Source organism: Pseudomonas sp. FA117, from assembly GCF_057370475.1.
The window spans coordinates 1,544,076-1,558,519 of the sequence record NZ_CM170675.1 but is presented as its reverse complement, the minus strand read 5'-3'; the positions used below and the strand labels follow the sequence as shown (position 1 = coordinate 1,558,519).

The following is a 14,444-nucleotide window of genomic DNA, read 5'->3' as shown; positions in this document are numbered from 1 at the left end:
CATCAGTGTGAGGCCCCTGTCGATCGCCGTTGATCAATGGGGCTGTGTTGTACATCCTGCAAAGCAGGGAGCGTGCCAAGGTTGCAGTCGCTGCCGCAGCCATCGCCGCACAGGCCTGCCGCTGCAGGGTCTGCAGCGTTGCGCAACCTGTGGCAGCGCGCTGGTCCCGCGATGGCGCCGTACGCTGCACCGCCTCAAGCCGGTGCAGCCCTCCCCATCCCGGTGCACTCAGTACACATCGCGCCGATAGCGCTTGCTCTTGCCCAACCCCTCGACATAATCAGCTGCTGCCTCGGCGCTCATCTGCCCGTGCTCGGCCACCACCTGGCGCAGCGCGGTATCGACATCCCTGGCCATGCGCTGCGCATCGCCGCAGACATAGACATAAGCCCCCGCCTCCAACCAGCGCCACAGCTCGGCGCCCTCTTCGAGCATGCGCTGCTGGACATAGAGCTTCTCGGCCTGGTCGCGCGAGAACGCGGTGCTCAGACGCAAGTGACCACTGGCCTGCCAGGCCTGCAGCTGCTCGCGGTAGTAGAAATCCAAAGCGGCGTGCTGCTCACCGAAGAACAGCCAGTTGTCACCCTTGGCAGCACGCGCTTCGCGTTCTTCGAGGAAGGCACGAAACGGTGCGATGCCGGTGCCGGGCCCAACCATGATCACTGGCGTGGCGTCATCCTCGGGCAAGCGGAAGTGCCGTGCGACCTGCGTAAAGATCGCCACGTCCAGGCCCTCGGCGCGGTCGGCGAGAAAACTCGAACTCACCCCCTTGCGCCGGCCGTGACGCACCGTGGAAACGGTCAGGTGCACCTGCTGCGGGTGCGCCTTCGGGCTGGAGCTGATCGAGTACAGCCGTGGCTGCAAGGGCTTGAGCAGCGTCAGCCATTGCGTGAGCGCCAGTTGCTGGGGGAAGGCATCCAGCACATCGGCCAACTGCCGCCCCCACAACCACGCCTTGAGCTGCGCCTTGTGCTCGGGTTGCAGCAACCTGCGCAACTCGCCGGCACCGGCCGCCTGACTGAACACCTGCAGTTGCTGCGCAGTGACCCGGGCAATCTCCAAGTGCCGCCGCATAGCTTCGGCCAGCGGCATGGCCGGCAGGTCGGGCAACTGCACCCGGGTCTGCCCGTCGAGGCCCATCAGCGCGAGCGTTTCCTCCACCAGCGCCGGGCAATTGTGCGGCCACACGCCCAGCGCATCGCCCGCCTCGTAGACCAGCCCGGTGCCCTGCAGGTCGAACACCACCTGGCGCGTTTCCTTGGTGGCACCGGGGGCATTCAGCACGCGATTCTCGATGATCGGTGCCAGGCAGGGCTGCAGTTTGCCGACCGTGCCCGCAGGCACGGACAGCACAGGTTCGCTGCTCGCCGAACCGAGCAACGGCAACAAGGCCTGCAGCCACGCGGTGAACGGCAGGTCGAAATCCGCTTCGCAGTCGACCCGCTCGAGCAGGCGCCGTGCGCCAAGTTCCGCCAGGCGCTGGTCGAGCTTGCGGCCGAAGCCGCAGAACTGGTCGTAGCTCGAATCGCCCAGGGCCAGCACCGCGAACGGCAACGCCGACCACTGATCGCCCTGTGCGCCCTGCAGCGCCTGCCAGAACGCCGAAGCGCAGTCAGGCGCATCGCCGTCACCAAAGGTGCTGGCGATCAGCAGTACGCTGGCAGCCCCGTGCAACTGAGCGGGGTCGACCGCGTCCATGCAACTCAGCTCGACGGCCAGCCCCGCCTCGCGCAGGTGCCCGGCACATCGCTCGGCAAGCGCCTCGCCATTGCCAGTCTGCGAAGCCCACAGCACCCGGTGCCGGGCCGTCTCGCTCGGCGCAGTGGCCACGGCCGCAGGCTGGGCGAACAGTCCGGCGATCAGGCCATCGACGAACAGCCGTCGTGCAGGCGCCAGCGGTGCACTGGACGGCAGGCTGGGCACGCCCTCGACACGCGCCTGCGCCAGGCCGAGCAGAAAGCCCTGCAGGTAGTGACGTTCCTCGTCGGCCAGGACGGGTGCGGGCAGGCGATCCAGACCCAGCAGGCGAGACAGGGTATCGGTGGGCATGGCAGCAGGCTCCGTTGGCATCGCGCCGGGCAGTTCGAGCGCGTCGATACGCTCGCCCGCCACCCGCTCCAGGCTCACGGCGCAATGCTTGAAGGCAGGTTGCAGGGAGGTCGGATCGACCGCATCGCAGGTCACGGCGTTGATCGCCAGTTGCTCGCCATACAGGTCGTTCCAGTGAAAGGGGGCGAAGCAGTTGCCGACCAGCACCCGCTCGCTGATGCGCGCAGGCAGCACGGCCTGGCCACGGCGCGAGTGGATCGCCACTTGGTCCTTGTCGGCGATGCCCAGGCGCCGGGCGTCTTCAGGGTGGATCTCGACGAAGGGGCCGGGCTCGAGCTTGTTCAGGCTCGGCACCTTGCCGGTCTTGGTCAGGGTGTGCCACTGGTGCTGCACACGACCCGTGTTGAGCACCAGCGGATAATCCGCGTCGGGCAACTCGGCCGGCGCCAGCCAGGGCCGGGCGAAGAAGCGCGCCTTGCCGCTGGCCGTGGGAAAGGCCAGCGCGGGTCGCTGGCCCTGGGCGTCGTGCAGCAGCGCCTGGCTGCTGCCGTCGTTGAGGTAGCGCAGCGGGCTGCGGTCGTCGCTGCGACCCGGCGCGCACGGCCACTGGCGCGGCTTGTCGCGCAGCTCGGCATAGCCGATGCCGCGCAGGTCATAGCCGGTGGCGGGGTTCCAGAAGTGGCGGATCTCGTCGTACACCGCCTCGGCATCGGCGTAGCTGAAGGCCTCGGCATAGCCCATGGCACAGGCGATACGGGCGATGATGCGCCAATCCTCCAGGCTTTCGCCGGGTGCTGCAACCGCACGCGGCATCAGGGTCAGGTTGCGCTCGCTGTTGATCATCACGCCCTCGCCTTCGGCCCACAGCGCGGCGGGCAGGAGGATGTCGGCATGGCGGTTGGTCTCGGTGTCGAGGAAGGCGTCCTGGGCGATCACCAGGTCTGCCTTGGCGAGGCCGTCGATCACCTGCTGGCGGTTGGCGACGCTGGCCACCGGGTTGCTGCAGATGATCCAGCAGGCCTTCACCTCGCCGCGCTTCATCTGCTCGAACAGCGCCACCGTGCCCTCGCCGCCTTCGCTGCGCAGGGTTCCCGGCGCCAGGCGCCATTGCTGCTCGACGAAGGCACGGTCGTCAGTCACCTGCGCCGAGCGCTGGCCCGGCAGGCCCGGGCCCATGTAGCCCATCTCACGCCCCCCCATGGCGTTGGGCTGGCCGGTCAGCGAGAACGGCCCGCTGCCGGGGCGGCAGATCGCGCCGGTGGCCAGGTGCAGGTTGCACAACGCGTTGCTGTGCCAGGTGCCGTGGATGCTCTGGTTCAGGCCCATGGTCCAGCAGCTCATCCACTCCGACGCACCGCCGATCCAGGCAGCCGCCTGGCGGATATCGGCCTCGGCAAGACCGGTCAGGGCCGCGACCCGCTCGGGAGGGTAATCGGCGAGAAACGCTGGCATGTCGTCCCAGCCCTCGGTGTGCCGGGCGATGAAATCGGCGTCTGTATGGCCATTCTCGTGCAGCAGGTAGAGCAAGCCGTTGAGCAGGGCCAGGTCGCTGCCCGGACGCACCTGCAGGAACAGGTCGGCCTTGTCGGCCGTGGCACTGCGCCGTGGGTCGACGACGATCAGCCGGGCCCCGGCCTTGACCCGGTCGAGCAGGCGCAGGAACAGGATCGGGTGACAGTCGGCCATGTTCGCGCCAATGACGAAGAACACCTCGGCGCGCTCGAAATCCTGGTAGCTGCCCGGCGGGCCATCGGCGCCCAGCGACTGCTTGTAGCCGCTGCCGGCACTGGCCATGCACAACCGCGAGTTGGACTCGATGTGGCGGGTACGGATGAAACCCTTGGCCAGCTTGTTGGCCAGGTACTGGGCCTCCAGCGACATCTGCCCGGACACATACAGCGCCACCGCATCCGGGCCGTGCTCATCGATGATCGCCCGCAGGCGCGCTGCCGACTGCACGATGGCCTCGTCCATGCCCGTGCGCACCGGCTGCTGGCTGCGCTGCTGACGCACGAAGGCGTGCTCCATGCGCCCGGCAGCCGTCAACGGCAGGTGCGCAGTCAGGCCCTTGGTGCACAGGCGCCCGAAGTTGCTCGGGTGCTGCTTGTCACCACTGACCTTGGTGACCTTGCCCTGCGCCACGGTCATGACAATGCCGCACCCGACCCCGCAATACGGGCAAACGCTGCGCACCTCGCTGCTGCTCATGGGTGGTCCCCCTGGAAATGCAAAAGGCGCCGGCTGCCCCGGCCTGCAGGGCAAGCGGGGCAACACGGCGCCTTTGTCGTGAAGATGTAGGGCCCCTCGGCGTTGAGGGGTCCGGATGCAGCTGGATCAGCAATTTGCGGGCCAGTTGGGCGATTGCGGCGGCCTTTGCCCCCTCCCACAGGCCGCGCAGCTTCCAGGGAGGGGTCCAGCCGCGAAAAGACCGACGCGATATCCGCCCCGTCTTGATGCCCCACGCACCAGAAGGTGACACATCGCCCAACCGACTATATGATTCGTATACGCTTCATATATCAGGAAGACTTCCCATGGGCATCGTCAAGATCTGCGACGACCTCCACGAAGACCTGCGCATCGCCAGCGCCGCCATGTCGCGCTCGATCAACGCCCAGGCCGAACACTGGATCCGCATCGGCATGCTCGCCGAACTGCACCCCCAGGCCACCTACCAGGAACTGCTGCGTCATCTGCTGCGCCAGGAGCAGGCCAACCTCAAGGAGCTGTTGCAATGAGCAAGGTGATACTCAAGGACGAAGCGCAACTGGCGCTGATGCGTCGCGCCGGGCAGTTGCTGGCGCAGGTGTTCGCCGACCTCGACGGCTTCATCCGCGCCGGGGTGACCACGATGCAGATCAACGACCGCGCCGAGGCGTTCATCGTCGAGCAACTCAAGGCGCGTCCGGCGAGCAAGGGTCAGTACGGCTTCCCCTATTCGCTGAACACCTCGGTGGACCAGGTGGTCTGCCATGGCATGCCGCGGGCCGACGAAGTGCTGCAGGAAGGCTCGATCATCAATGTGGACATCACTCTCGAACAGGGTGGCTACATCGCCGACTCATCGAAGATGTACTGCATCGGTACGATCAGTGAAGAAGCCCGGCGCCTGGTCGACACCACCTACGAGGCACTGTGCAAAGGTATCGAGCAGGTCCGCCCCGGCGCCACCCTGGGCGATATCGGCCACGCCATCCAGCAGTTCGCCGAGGCGGCAGGCTACAGCGTGGTGCGCGAGTACTGCGGTCATGGCATCGGCCAGCAGATGCACGAAGCGCCACAGGTGCTGCACTACGGCCAGCGGGGCATGGGCATGAAACTGCAGCCGGGGATGGTGTTCACCATCGAACCGATGATCAACCAGGGGACTCGTGGCACACGCACCCTGAAAGACGGCTGGACGGTGATCACCCGCGATGGCGGGCTGTCGGCGCAGTGGGAGCACACGGTCGCGGTGACCGCGCAGGGCTGCGAGGTGCTGACCTTGCGAGCCGAAGAGCGCCGCTGACGCGCCGCACCATTGCCCACCTGCGCGCCGCCTCTCTACAATCGCGGCACATCTCCCGCCCCGGACCCTGTTCATGGACGAATCCGCACAGCACTGGCTGCACGCCCTCTCAGCGCCGATGGCGGCGCTCAACGGTGCCAGCTACACCGCCCCCGAATACTTCGAGGGTGAAGACCAGACCGATCTGGAAAGCGGCTGGGGCATCAGCACCCGCGCCCAGTTGCTGGACGTGCTTGGCATGGCCGACAACGGCCACGCCAGCGAGATGAGCAACGCCTACTGGCAGTTCCAGCGCAGCCTGCCGAGCCAGTGGCAAGCGCTGCTCGAAACCCTGCCCCCGCGTGAGCGGGTCAAGTACCAGTACGCCGCGCGCACCTTCCCCGACTGCGGCCCCGGCGGCACGCGGGCCTGGGACATCGGGCGCATGAGCTTCCTGCTGCGCGCCGGGGTCAAGAAGGGTCACCTCAGCCGCGACGAAAGCCTCTACCTGCACTATCGCCTGGCCCTGCGCGCGCGCCATTACTACAACCGCTGGGACAGCTACATCGCCGGCTACCTGTTCGGCAAGGCACTGTGGAATGTCTCCGACAGCAGCGACGAGACCTTCGCCGCCAACCTCGAGCGCCAGGGCAACGAGCACTGGAACCGCTGCATTGCCCTGAACCTGCGGATCGGCGCCAACGAACTGCTCGCAGGCATTCCCTGGGACCTGCCGCTGCCAGAGCCGGAACGCCCGGCGTCACTGCACGAGGAGTGCTGGTCATGAGTTGCTGGATCCGCCTGGGCATCGACCCGACCCAGGACCTCGACATCATTCGCCAGGCCTACCGCAGCCGCCTGCCGACACACCATCCGGAAACCGACCCGGAGGGCTTCCAGGCCCTGCGCGCGGCCTACGACGAGGCCCAGCGCCTGGCCCGCGAACACGCCGAGACTGGCCTGACCGCCGAACAGCCAGCGCCCGCCGAGACCTCGGAGCCACAACCGAGCGAGGCCCTGCAGGCGTTCCACGCCCTGCTCGAAGACACCCGCCGACGCTATGAGCCGCAAGCCTGGCTGGACTACATCGCGCTGCTCGACGATCTGCCGCTCGAACAACTGGAAGACCTCAGCTGGCGCCTGCTGCACGACCTGCGCAACTGCGGGCCTATCGCCCACCAGTGCGCGCGTCTGCTCGCCCTGCGCCTGGGCTGGGCCGAGCAACTGCTGCGCCTGGCGCCGGAAGAGACCCATGAGATCGAAGGTTTCCTGCAGCGCATCGAGGATCCCGATCCGTTCGACACCCGCCTGATGCGCGACTGGTCGGCCGCCGCACAACTGGAAAGCCTGTGGTACTTCCGCAGCCTGGGCTACTTCCACCAGGAGCGACCCCTGTTCGAATACGCACAGTTCGCCGAACGCGACACCTGCGTGGCCTTCCCCGCCGACGACGGCCTGGTCCAGCGCCTGACCGAGCAGTTCAGCCAGGTCGGCATCGGCAGTCGCACCCTGCATGCGCGCGTGCTCGAGCAGCACCTGCAGGCCCCGGACGATGTCGACCTGCTGTTCCTGCTGGCGCGCCAGGCCGATGCCCTGGGTGCCGAGCAGCAGGCGCTGGACTGCTGGCTACGGCTATGGCGTGAACACCAGCACCCGCAGGCCGAGCGCTGGCTGCTCGACCTCTGCGCCCGCTACCAGCCGCAGCGCCTGCCCCTGCTGATCCAGGCCCTCGACCAGCAGAGCACACCGCACAGCTGGCCAGCCGACCTGACCGACCCGGCCCAGGCCTGGGGCTGCCCCGCCCAATCGCCGCAGACCCTGGCTCGCTGGTCCGAAGCCTCGCGCCTGGGGCTCGACAGCATCGCCGCGACCTTCATCGACTGGCGCCTGGATGGCGACGACGAACTGCCTCTGCTCGCCTGGTTGCTGGCCGACCAGCCAGACCGCCCGCTGCAGCGCCGCTACTGGCAGGCCTGGGCCCTGCAACGCGGTGAGGCCGGCCTGCTGCGCAGCATCCTCGACGACCGCCCCGGCGACGATCCGCTCGACGTCCTCGTGCTCGAAGGCTTCCAGCGCCAGGCGGCGCAGCAACTGCACTGGCTCGAACACTCGCCGGTGGTGCGCGCGCTGGTCGAATACTGCGCCCGTGACGAAGGTCCGGTGGAACTGCCCGAGGCGCTCAAGGCCGACGCTCTGCACCCGGTCTGCCGCGAGTGGCTGCGACGCATGCGGGTCTATTCGCCCCGGGCACTGGCCGAGCTGAACGAGCATTTCGACATGCGCCGCATGTTCACCGTGCCGTTCGGCCTGACACTGATGGACGAACTTGCACTCAATGGCCTCGAGCTACCACCGATGGTCGAGGGCGAGGCGTTGTGGAACTGGCACCGCCAGCAACTGTTCATGCTGGCCACGGCCCTGAACCCGCAGCGCTGGCTGGACCTCGCGCCGCCTGACCTGCCGGGCCAGCTGAGCTATCCGTCCAGCCATCCGTTCGCCGCCCTGCACAGGATGCTGGTCGAGCGCCAGGCGCAGTTCAATGAACACAACGGCCTGCTCGCCTGGCTGGACGACCGCGACCCGATGCAGGCGCTGGTCGCCAGCCGCCTGCACACCCTGGGCTACGTGTTCAGCAGTACCCGCCTGCCCGGCGCGGTGCGCCTGCTCGAGTGCCTGGAGCAAGACTTCGGCACCCTCGACGAACACCCACTGGGCTACATGCTGCTGTGCGCCGTGCTGTACCACGATCCTGACCTGGACGCCGCGCAGCGCGCCCGTCTGCGCGACCGGCTCGAGGCCCTGGGCAACGACAGCCCGTGGTTCGCCCCGCTGCGCGATGGGCTGGTCGCCGGCAAGGTCAGGCAGCCGCCGCGCCAGGCGGTGGAGCGTGAAGAGAAGGTCGACGGCAAGTTGCTCAGGGATATCCTCGAGGCCTTCAATCATCTGGTCAAATCCGCCGCTCCACCCTCCACCCGCAGCCTGATGCGCCTGCAGAAGGCCAAGGACGACCCTGACCAGGACACCGGGCTGCGTTGCGCCTGCATGGCGATCCTGGCCCGTGCCGAACGCCTGCTGCTGGCCCGGGTCAGCCACACGCCGGCACCGTCCTGGGCCTTCTGGCGCCTGGACAGCCGCCTCAACCGCAGCGACCTGATCGCCCACGTGATCGTCCTGCTGCTGGCCGGCACGCTGCTGACCACGGCGACCAAGAGCCCGATGCTCTGGACCCTGGTGGTGTTGCTGCTGCTGACGTCCTTCCTGCGTCGCCTGCGCGACCTGGGCCAGGGGGTGTGGGCTCTGGTGGGATTGCTGGCGGTCAGCCGCCTGCTGCCGTTCGCCCCGCTGCTGCTGGTCGGGTTGCCGGGCGACAAGCTGGCGAACCGCTACGGCCCGTCACCGGACGACCCCGAACAGCTGCAACTGGGCCTGCAAGTGGCCCTGCGGCGGCTGAATCACCCTTGAACAGCCGCCGTCCTGATCAGTAGCGCAGCTCGTCCAGCGCCTGGCTCAACTGCTGGCGCTGGCGGCTGATTTCGCTGGCCTGCTGGCCGGCGAGCACGGCGTTGAAGGCGTCCAGCCAGCTGCCGATCAGGTCACGCTCATCGCCCAGGCTCTGCATCCAGGCCCGCTCCAGGCGCGCCAACAGCGTGCGGTTGGGCAAGGCGTCGCGCGGATGGATCTTCAGCCGCGCCAGGCGCTCGTGGCTGGCCTGGCGTGCCTCGCTGTCCAGCCCGGTCGGACTGCGGTCGATGCTGTGGCTGTGCTTGAGCCCGGTTTCGAGGAAGGTCACGTCCACCTCGAGCAGGCCGTTGATGTCGTAGCTGAAACGCACATCCAGCGACTGCACCTGTCCGGTCGGTTGCAGGGCGATCTCGAAGCTGTCGACCAGGATGTTGTCACGCACCCAGGGCCGCTCGCCCTGGTACACGGCGATGCGCACCACCTTCTGCTCGGGATGGCTGCTGTAGAAGCGTTGCACCCGCGAGGTGGGGATCACCGTGTTGCGCTCGATGATCGGGGTGAAGGCGCCGGAGACTTCCTCGCCACGCGACGAGGCCACACCCAGGGTGTAGGGGCAGACATCGGTCAGGATCAGTTCGTCGATTGCCGAGTCGCGCGCCTTGCAGGCCGCCTGGCTGGCAGCACCGAGGGCGACGATGGTATCCGGGTCCAGATGCCGGTAAGGCAGGCGACCGAACAGCTTGGCCACCAGTTGCTGAATCTGCGGCATGCGCGTGGCACCACCCACCAGCACCAGGCTGTCCAGTTCGCGCGGGCTCAGCCGGGCATCGCGCAGGGCCTGCTCGATGGGCGTGCGGACTCGCGCCAGCAGCGGCGCCCAGATCGACTGCAGGCGGGCCTGGTCAAGCACCCATTCGCGCAGCTGGCCGTCACCGTTCCAGGTCAGGGTGCGGCTACCCTCGCCCACTTCGCGCTTGAGCTGCTCGATGGCATCGTGCAGGCTCGATAGCGCCTGCGGCTCCAGGGCTTCGGCGCTGAGGTTCCAGTCGCGCAGGCAGGCCACCAGCAGCGCATCGGTGAAGTCTTCACCGCCCAGGTAGTTGTCGCCGGTCGAGGCGTGCACCTCGATCAGCGGCAGAGCGTATTCCAGCACGGTGACATCGAAGGTGCCGCCGCCCAGGTCGAATACCAGGGTGCGTTCGAATTTCTGCTCGTGCAGGCCGTAGGCCATGGCCGCCGCAGTCGGCTCGTTGATCAGGCGCTGCACTTTCAGCCCCGCGAGCTCGGCGGCGAATACCGTGCGCTTGCGCTGCTCGTCGCTGAAATAGGCCGGCACCGAAATCACCGCCTCGCTCACCGTGCAACCGAGATACGCCTCGGCGTCCTGTTTCAGCGCGCCGAGCACCAGCGCCGAGAGTTCCTCGGGGCTGAAGCGGTGCTCACCGAGTTCGAAACGCTTGTCGCTGCCCATGAAGCGCTTGAAGGCGGCAGCGGTGCGATGCGGGTGGGTGGTCAGCCGGGCGCGGGCGGCGCTGCCCACCAGGATGCTGCCATCGTCGTCGACACTGACCACCGATGGCGTCAATACCTCGCCCAAGGCATTGGCGATCAACTGCGCCTTGCCGTCCTGCCAGACCGCGATAAGGCTGTTGGTGGTCCCCAGGTCGATACCCAGCAATGGGGCTGACGGCACGGGCGTTGAAGAGGTGCTGGCGTCCTGCATGGTCGGTCTCTTGCTTGCAAGGTAGAGCCGGTGCGCGGCCTGCTGGCGGCATCCGACGTGTAGGGGGATTCTGACGCAATGCGCCAGCGAGTTGAAGGCGCAGATGCGAACCCTGCACGCCGACGCGGATCGGGGCGGGATCGGCGGCGGAAAAATAGTTACCGGGTACGGGAATAGAACCCGAGGCGGGGGCGTTGTTCCTGCATGAGCGATGCAAAAATGCCATCGCTTCCCCCGAACGGATTCGGATCACCGCCAGAGGTATCACTCATGTTGAAGAAAAGCGCACTCGTTCTCTCGTTGGCCCTGACCTGCGTGTCCGGCCTGGCCTTGGCGGATGCTCCCGCGAAGGTCGGCGACAGCGCCCTGGGCAAGGTCCTGGTCGACAGCAAAGGCCTGACCCTCTACACCTTCACCAAGGACAGCGCCGGCAAGTCGGCGTGCAACGGCCAATGCGCACAGAACTGGCCACCGCTGGCCGCCGGCCCCTACGCCAAGGCTGCCGACGGCTACAGCGTGATCACCCGTGACGATGGCAGCAAGCAGTGGGCCTACAAGGATCAACCGCTGTACGGCTGGGTCAAGGACCAGAAGCCGGGCGACACCAGCGGCGAAGGCGTCGGCCAGGTCTGGCACGTGGCCAAGCCCTGAAGCACGAACGCCCCGGCGGCTGTCGATCGGCAGCTCCCGGGGCGTGTGCGAAGATAGAAACAAAAAAAGCGACCCTAAGGTCGCTTTCTTTGTGGCTTCCGGGTGTTCAGTGGGCCCTGGAAGCTGGAATATGGCGCAGCGGACGGGACTCGAACCCGCGACCCCCGGCGTGACAGGCCGGTATTCTAACCGACTGAACTACCGCTGCGCTATACATCGAGTGGTGGGTGATGACGGGATCGAACCGCCGACCCTCTGCTTGTAAGGCAGATGCTCTCCCGGCTGAGCTAATCACCCTTCGTCTCGGTGTGGCGCGCATTCTACGGAGGAGCCTGCACCCTGGCAAGCACTTTTTTGAATTTTTTTTCGAAGCCTTTCAAGGACCTAGCGCCACCACCCTTTTCTGCATCAATAAGTCACTGCTGGCCCTCTGACAGGGTTGGCCTGCAACCACTGCTCGGAGAATAATGCCCGCCTTATGCATTAAGGAGAGATTCCCCCTCATGTGGTTCAAGAACCTGCTGACCTACCGCCTGACCCAGGATGTCCCGTTCGAGCCCGAAGCGCTGGAAGCCGCCCTGGCCAGCAAGCCGGCCCGCCCCTGCGCCAGCCAGGAGCTGACCACCTACGGTTTCGTCGCCCCGTTCGGCAAGGGCGAAGATGCTCCCCTGGTGCACGTCAGCGGTGAGTTCCTGCTGATCGCCGCGCGCAAGGAAGAACGTATCCTGCCCAGCAGCGTGGTCAACGACGCGGTCAAGGAGAAGGTCGAGGAAATCGAGACCGAGCAGATGCGCAAGGTCTACAAGAAGGAACGCGACCAGATCAAGGACGAGATCATCCAGGCCTTCCTGCCGCGCGCCTTCATCCGTCGTTCGATGATCTTCGCCGCCATCGCCCCGCGCCAGGGCCTGGTGCTGGTCAACTCGGCCAGCGCCAAGCGCGCCGAAGACCTGCTCTCGACCCTGCGCGAAGTCATGGGCTCGCTGCCGGTACGCCCGGCCACCGTGAAGATCGCCCCGACCGCGACCATGACCGACTGGGTCAAGTCGCAGCAGCCGGCCGAAGGCTTCTACCCGCTGGACGAATGCGAACTGCGCGACACCGCCGAAGACGGCGGCATCGTGCGCTGCAAGCGCCAGGACCTGGCCAGCGAGGAAATCCAGCTGCACCTGAGCACCGGCAAGCTGGTGACGCAACTGGCCCTGGCCTGGCAGGACAAGCTGTCGTTCGTGCTCGACGACAAGATGGTCATCAAGCGCCTGAAGTTCGAAGAGCTGCTGCAGGAGCAGGCCGAGCAGGATGGCGGTGATGAAGCCGCGCAACAGTTCGATGCCAGCTTCCTGCTGATGATGATGACCCTCAACGAATTCCTGCCAGTGCTGTTCGAAGCGCTGGGTGGGGAGGAGATTCCGCAAGGGGTCTGATTCAAACTGAAATGCCGGTGCTGGAGGGTTTGTCGACAGCACCGGCCTCTTCGCGGGACAAGTCGGGCGGCGGTCCGGCGCCCCGACTTGTCCCGCGAAAGGGCCAGTGAATTTCACAAAGCTATAAATAGAAAAGGATTCCACCATGCGCGCCCTCGCCGCCCTCAGCCGCTTCGTCGGCAACACCTTCGCCCTCTGGGTGCTGGTATTCGCCTGCCTGGCTTTCCTGCAACCACAGTGGTTCATCGCGCTGAAGGTGGCCATCGTGCCGCTGCTGGGGCTGGTGATGTTCGGCATGGGGCTGACGCTCAAGCTCGACGACTTCGCCGCCCTCGCCCGCCAACCCTGGCGTGTGGCGCTGGGGGTAGTGGCGCACTTCGTGATCATGCCCGGCGTTGCCTGGCTGTTGTGCCAGCTGTTTCACCTGCCGCCGGAAATCGCCGTGGGCGTGATCCTGGTCGGCTGCTGCCCGAGCGGCACCGCCTCGAACGTGATGGTCTGGCTGTCCAAGGGCGACCTGGCACTGGCCGTGGCCATCGCCGCGGTCACTACCCTGCTCGCGCCGCTGCTGACCCCGGCGCTGATCTGGTTCCTCGCCTCGGCTTGGCTGCCGGTCTCGTTCATGGACATGTTCTGGTCGATCCTGCAGCTGGTGATGCTGCCGATCGTGCTCGGCGTACTGGCGCAGAAACTGCTCGGTGCGCGGGTGCAGGTGGCGGTGCAGGTGCTGCCGCTGGTGTCGGTGGTGAGCATCGTGATGATCGTCTGCGCGGTGGTCGCCGCCAGCCAGGCGAAGATCGCCGAGTCGGGCCTGCTGATCATGGCGGTGGTGATCCTGCACAACAGCTTCGGCTTCCTGCTGGGCTATCTCACCGGCAAGTTGTGCAAGCTGCCGCTGGCCCAGCGCAAATCACTGGCACTCGAGGTGGGGATGCAGAATTCAGGGCTCGGTGCGGCCCTGGCTGCGGCGCACTTCTCGCCGCTGGCGGCAGTGCCCAGTGCGCTGTTCAGCGTCTGGCACAACATCTCCGGGGCGTTGCTCTCGACCTGGTTCAGGCGCCTGGAAGAACCCCGTAGTGCAGGGGGTGAACAGGCGCAGGTCGGGCGCTGAGCGTGCGGGCCTCTTCGCGGGCAAGCCCGCTCCCACAAGGCATCTGGCTGTCTTGAGTGTGGGAGCGGGCTTGCCCGCGAAGAGGCCCGGACAGGCACCACTTGCCTGCAAGCCTGCAGATGTGCAATATAGTGCTCACTGTGAGGACGACCTCACGACGCAGTGCGTGACCAATCCGGGGACGGCCCCATCTTTCAACGATGGAGAATCATCATGTCCTGGATCATCCTGTTCTTCGCCGGCCTGTTCGAAGTCGGCTGGGCGATCGGCCTCAAGTACACCGACGGCTTCACCCGCCCACTCCCTACCGCACTGACCGTCGCCGCCATGGCCGTGAGCCTGGGCCTGCTGGGCCTGGCCATGAAGGAACTGCCGCTGGGCACCGCCTATGCCATCTGGACCGGCGTCGGCGCAGTGGGCACGGTGATCGCCGGCATCATCCTGTTCGGCGAATCCATGGCCCTGGTGCGCCTGCTCAGCGTGGCGCTGATCGTCGCCGGCCTGATCGGCCTGAAGGTCAGCGCCAGCTGACCTTCA

The 14,444-nt window shown here is 66.7% G+C and carries 10 protein-coding genes and 2 tRNA genes; 8 read left to right on the top strand and 4 right to left on the bottom strand.

Features of this window, described 5'->3' with window-relative positions; translation table 11 throughout:
• Positions 1-228: 228 nt before the first annotated feature.
• The gene (locus AC1TXO_RS07335) at positions 229-4,257 is read right to left on the bottom strand and encodes a bifunctional nitrate reductase/sulfite reductase flavoprotein subunit alpha (RefSeq protein ID WP_486405693.1); all 4,029 of its coding nucleotides are present in this window, start codon (positions 4,255-4,257) and stop codon (positions 229-231) included.
• 326 nt (positions 4,258-4,583) lie between these two features.
• Here AC1TXO_RS07335 and AC1TXO_RS07330 point away from each other — a divergent pair, with 326 nt between their 5' ends.
• From AC1TXO_RS07330 to AC1TXO_RS07315, 4 genes are all read left to right on the top strand, one after another.
• Entirely contained in the window at positions 4,584-4,787 is a 204-nt protein-coding gene (locus AC1TXO_RS07330) for a ParD-like family protein (RefSeq protein ID WP_486405692.1), read from the top strand.
• Entirely contained in the window at positions 4,784-5,557 is a 774-nt protein-coding gene (map, locus tag AC1TXO_RS07325; protein ID WP_486405691.1) for a type I methionyl aminopeptidase, read from the top strand. The genes AC1TXO_RS07330 and map overlap by 4 nt, the downstream gene beginning before the upstream one ends.
• 73 nt (positions 5,558-5,630) lie before the next feature.
• Positions 5,631-6,323 carry a DUF1266 domain-containing protein gene (locus AC1TXO_RS07320; RefSeq protein WP_486405690.1) on the top strand — a complete coding sequence of 231 codons (693 nt, stop codon included), beginning with the start codon at positions 5,631-5,633 and terminating at the stop codon, positions 6,321-6,323.
• On the top strand, positions 6,320-8,998 hold the full coding sequence (locus AC1TXO_RS07315) for a molecular chaperone DnaJ (protein ID WP_486405689.1): 2,679 nt from the start codon (positions 6,320-6,322) through the stop codon (positions 8,996-8,998). Before AC1TXO_RS07320 ends, AC1TXO_RS07315 begins: the two co-directional genes overlap by 4 nt.
• A gap of 16 nt (positions 8,999-9,014) precedes the next feature.
• Here AC1TXO_RS07315 and AC1TXO_RS07310 read toward each other — a convergent pair whose 3' ends face one another.
• On the bottom strand, positions 9,015-10,721 hold the full coding sequence (locus AC1TXO_RS07310; RefSeq protein WP_486405688.1) for an Hsp70 family protein: 1,707 nt from the start codon (positions 10,719-10,721) through the stop codon (positions 9,015-9,017).
• A gap of 270 nt (positions 10,722-10,991) precedes the next feature.
• Here AC1TXO_RS07310 and AC1TXO_RS07305 point away from each other — a divergent pair, with 270 nt between their 5' ends.
• Positions 10,992-11,372, top strand: a complete 381-nt coding sequence (locus AC1TXO_RS07305) for a COG4315 family predicted lipoprotein (protein WP_486405687.1) — start codon at positions 10,992-10,994, stop codon at positions 11,370-11,372.
• Between the two features lie 131 nt (positions 11,373-11,503).
• Here AC1TXO_RS07305 and AC1TXO_RS07300 read toward each other — a convergent pair.
• Positions 11,504-11,580: transfer RNA gene (locus AC1TXO_RS07300), tRNA-Asp, on the bottom strand.
• Between the two features lie 13 nt (positions 11,581-11,593).
• Positions 11,594-11,669, bottom strand: a tRNA-Val gene (locus AC1TXO_RS07295).
• A gap of 206 nt (positions 11,670-11,875) precedes the next feature.
• Between AC1TXO_RS07295 and rdgC the strand changes: the two genes are divergently transcribed.
• From rdgC to sugE, 3 genes are all read left to right on the top strand, one after another.
• Complete coding sequence (rdgC, locus tag AC1TXO_RS07290; RefSeq protein ID WP_486405686.1) at positions 11,876-12,796, top strand: recombination-associated protein RdgC; 921 nt, start codon at positions 11,876-11,878, stop codon at positions 12,794-12,796.
• A 145-nt stretch (positions 12,797-12,941) separates the two neighbouring features.
• On the top strand, positions 12,942-13,907 hold the full coding sequence (locus AC1TXO_RS07285) for a bile acid:sodium symporter family protein (protein ID WP_486405685.1): 966 nt from the start codon (positions 12,942-12,944) through the stop codon (positions 13,905-13,907).
• Between the two features lie 213 nt (positions 13,908-14,120).
• A complete protein-coding gene (sugE, locus tag AC1TXO_RS07280; RefSeq protein ID WP_486405684.1) occupies positions 14,121-14,438 on the top strand; it encodes a quaternary ammonium compound efflux SMR transporter SugE in 318 nt (105 codons plus the stop codon).
• The last annotated feature ends 6 nt before the right edge of the window (positions 14,439-14,444 follow it).

What these genes read in the sequence shown, in the direction of transcription:
- AC1TXO_RS07335 (WP_486405693.1), bottom strand. Translation starts at nt 4,257, where the DNA reads ATGAGCAGCAGCGAGGTGCGCAGCGTTTGCCCGTATTGCGGGGTCGGG.
- AC1TXO_RS07330 (WP_486405692.1), top strand. Translation starts at nt 4,584, where the DNA reads ATGGGCATCGTCAAGATCTGCGACGACCTCCACGAAGACCTGCGCATC.
- map (WP_486405691.1), top strand. Translation starts at nt 4,784, where the DNA reads ATGAGCAAGGTGATACTCAAGGACGAAGCGCAACTGGCGCTGATGCGT.
- AC1TXO_RS07320 (WP_486405690.1), top strand. Translation starts at nt 5,631, where the DNA reads ATGGACGAATCCGCACAGCACTGGCTGCACGCCCTCTCAGCGCCGATG.
- AC1TXO_RS07315 (WP_486405689.1), top strand. Translation starts at nt 6,320, where the DNA reads ATGAGTTGCTGGATCCGCCTGGGCATCGACCCGACCCAGGACCTCGAC.
- AC1TXO_RS07310 (WP_486405688.1), bottom strand. Translation starts at nt 10,721, where the DNA reads ATGCAGGACGCCAGCACCTCTTCAACGCCCGTGCCGTCAGCCCCATTG.
- AC1TXO_RS07305 (WP_486405687.1), top strand. Translation starts at nt 10,992, where the DNA reads ATGTTGAAGAAAAGCGCACTCGTTCTCTCGTTGGCCCTGACCTGCGTG.
- rdgC (WP_486405686.1), top strand. Translation starts at nt 11,876, where the DNA reads ATGTGGTTCAAGAACCTGCTGACCTACCGCCTGACCCAGGATGTCCCG.
- AC1TXO_RS07285 (WP_486405685.1), top strand. Translation starts at nt 12,942, where the DNA reads ATGCGCGCCCTCGCCGCCCTCAGCCGCTTCGTCGGCAACACCTTCGCC.
- sugE (WP_486405684.1), top strand. Translation starts at nt 14,121, where the DNA reads ATGTCCTGGATCATCCTGTTCTTCGCCGGCCTGTTCGAAGTCGGCTGG.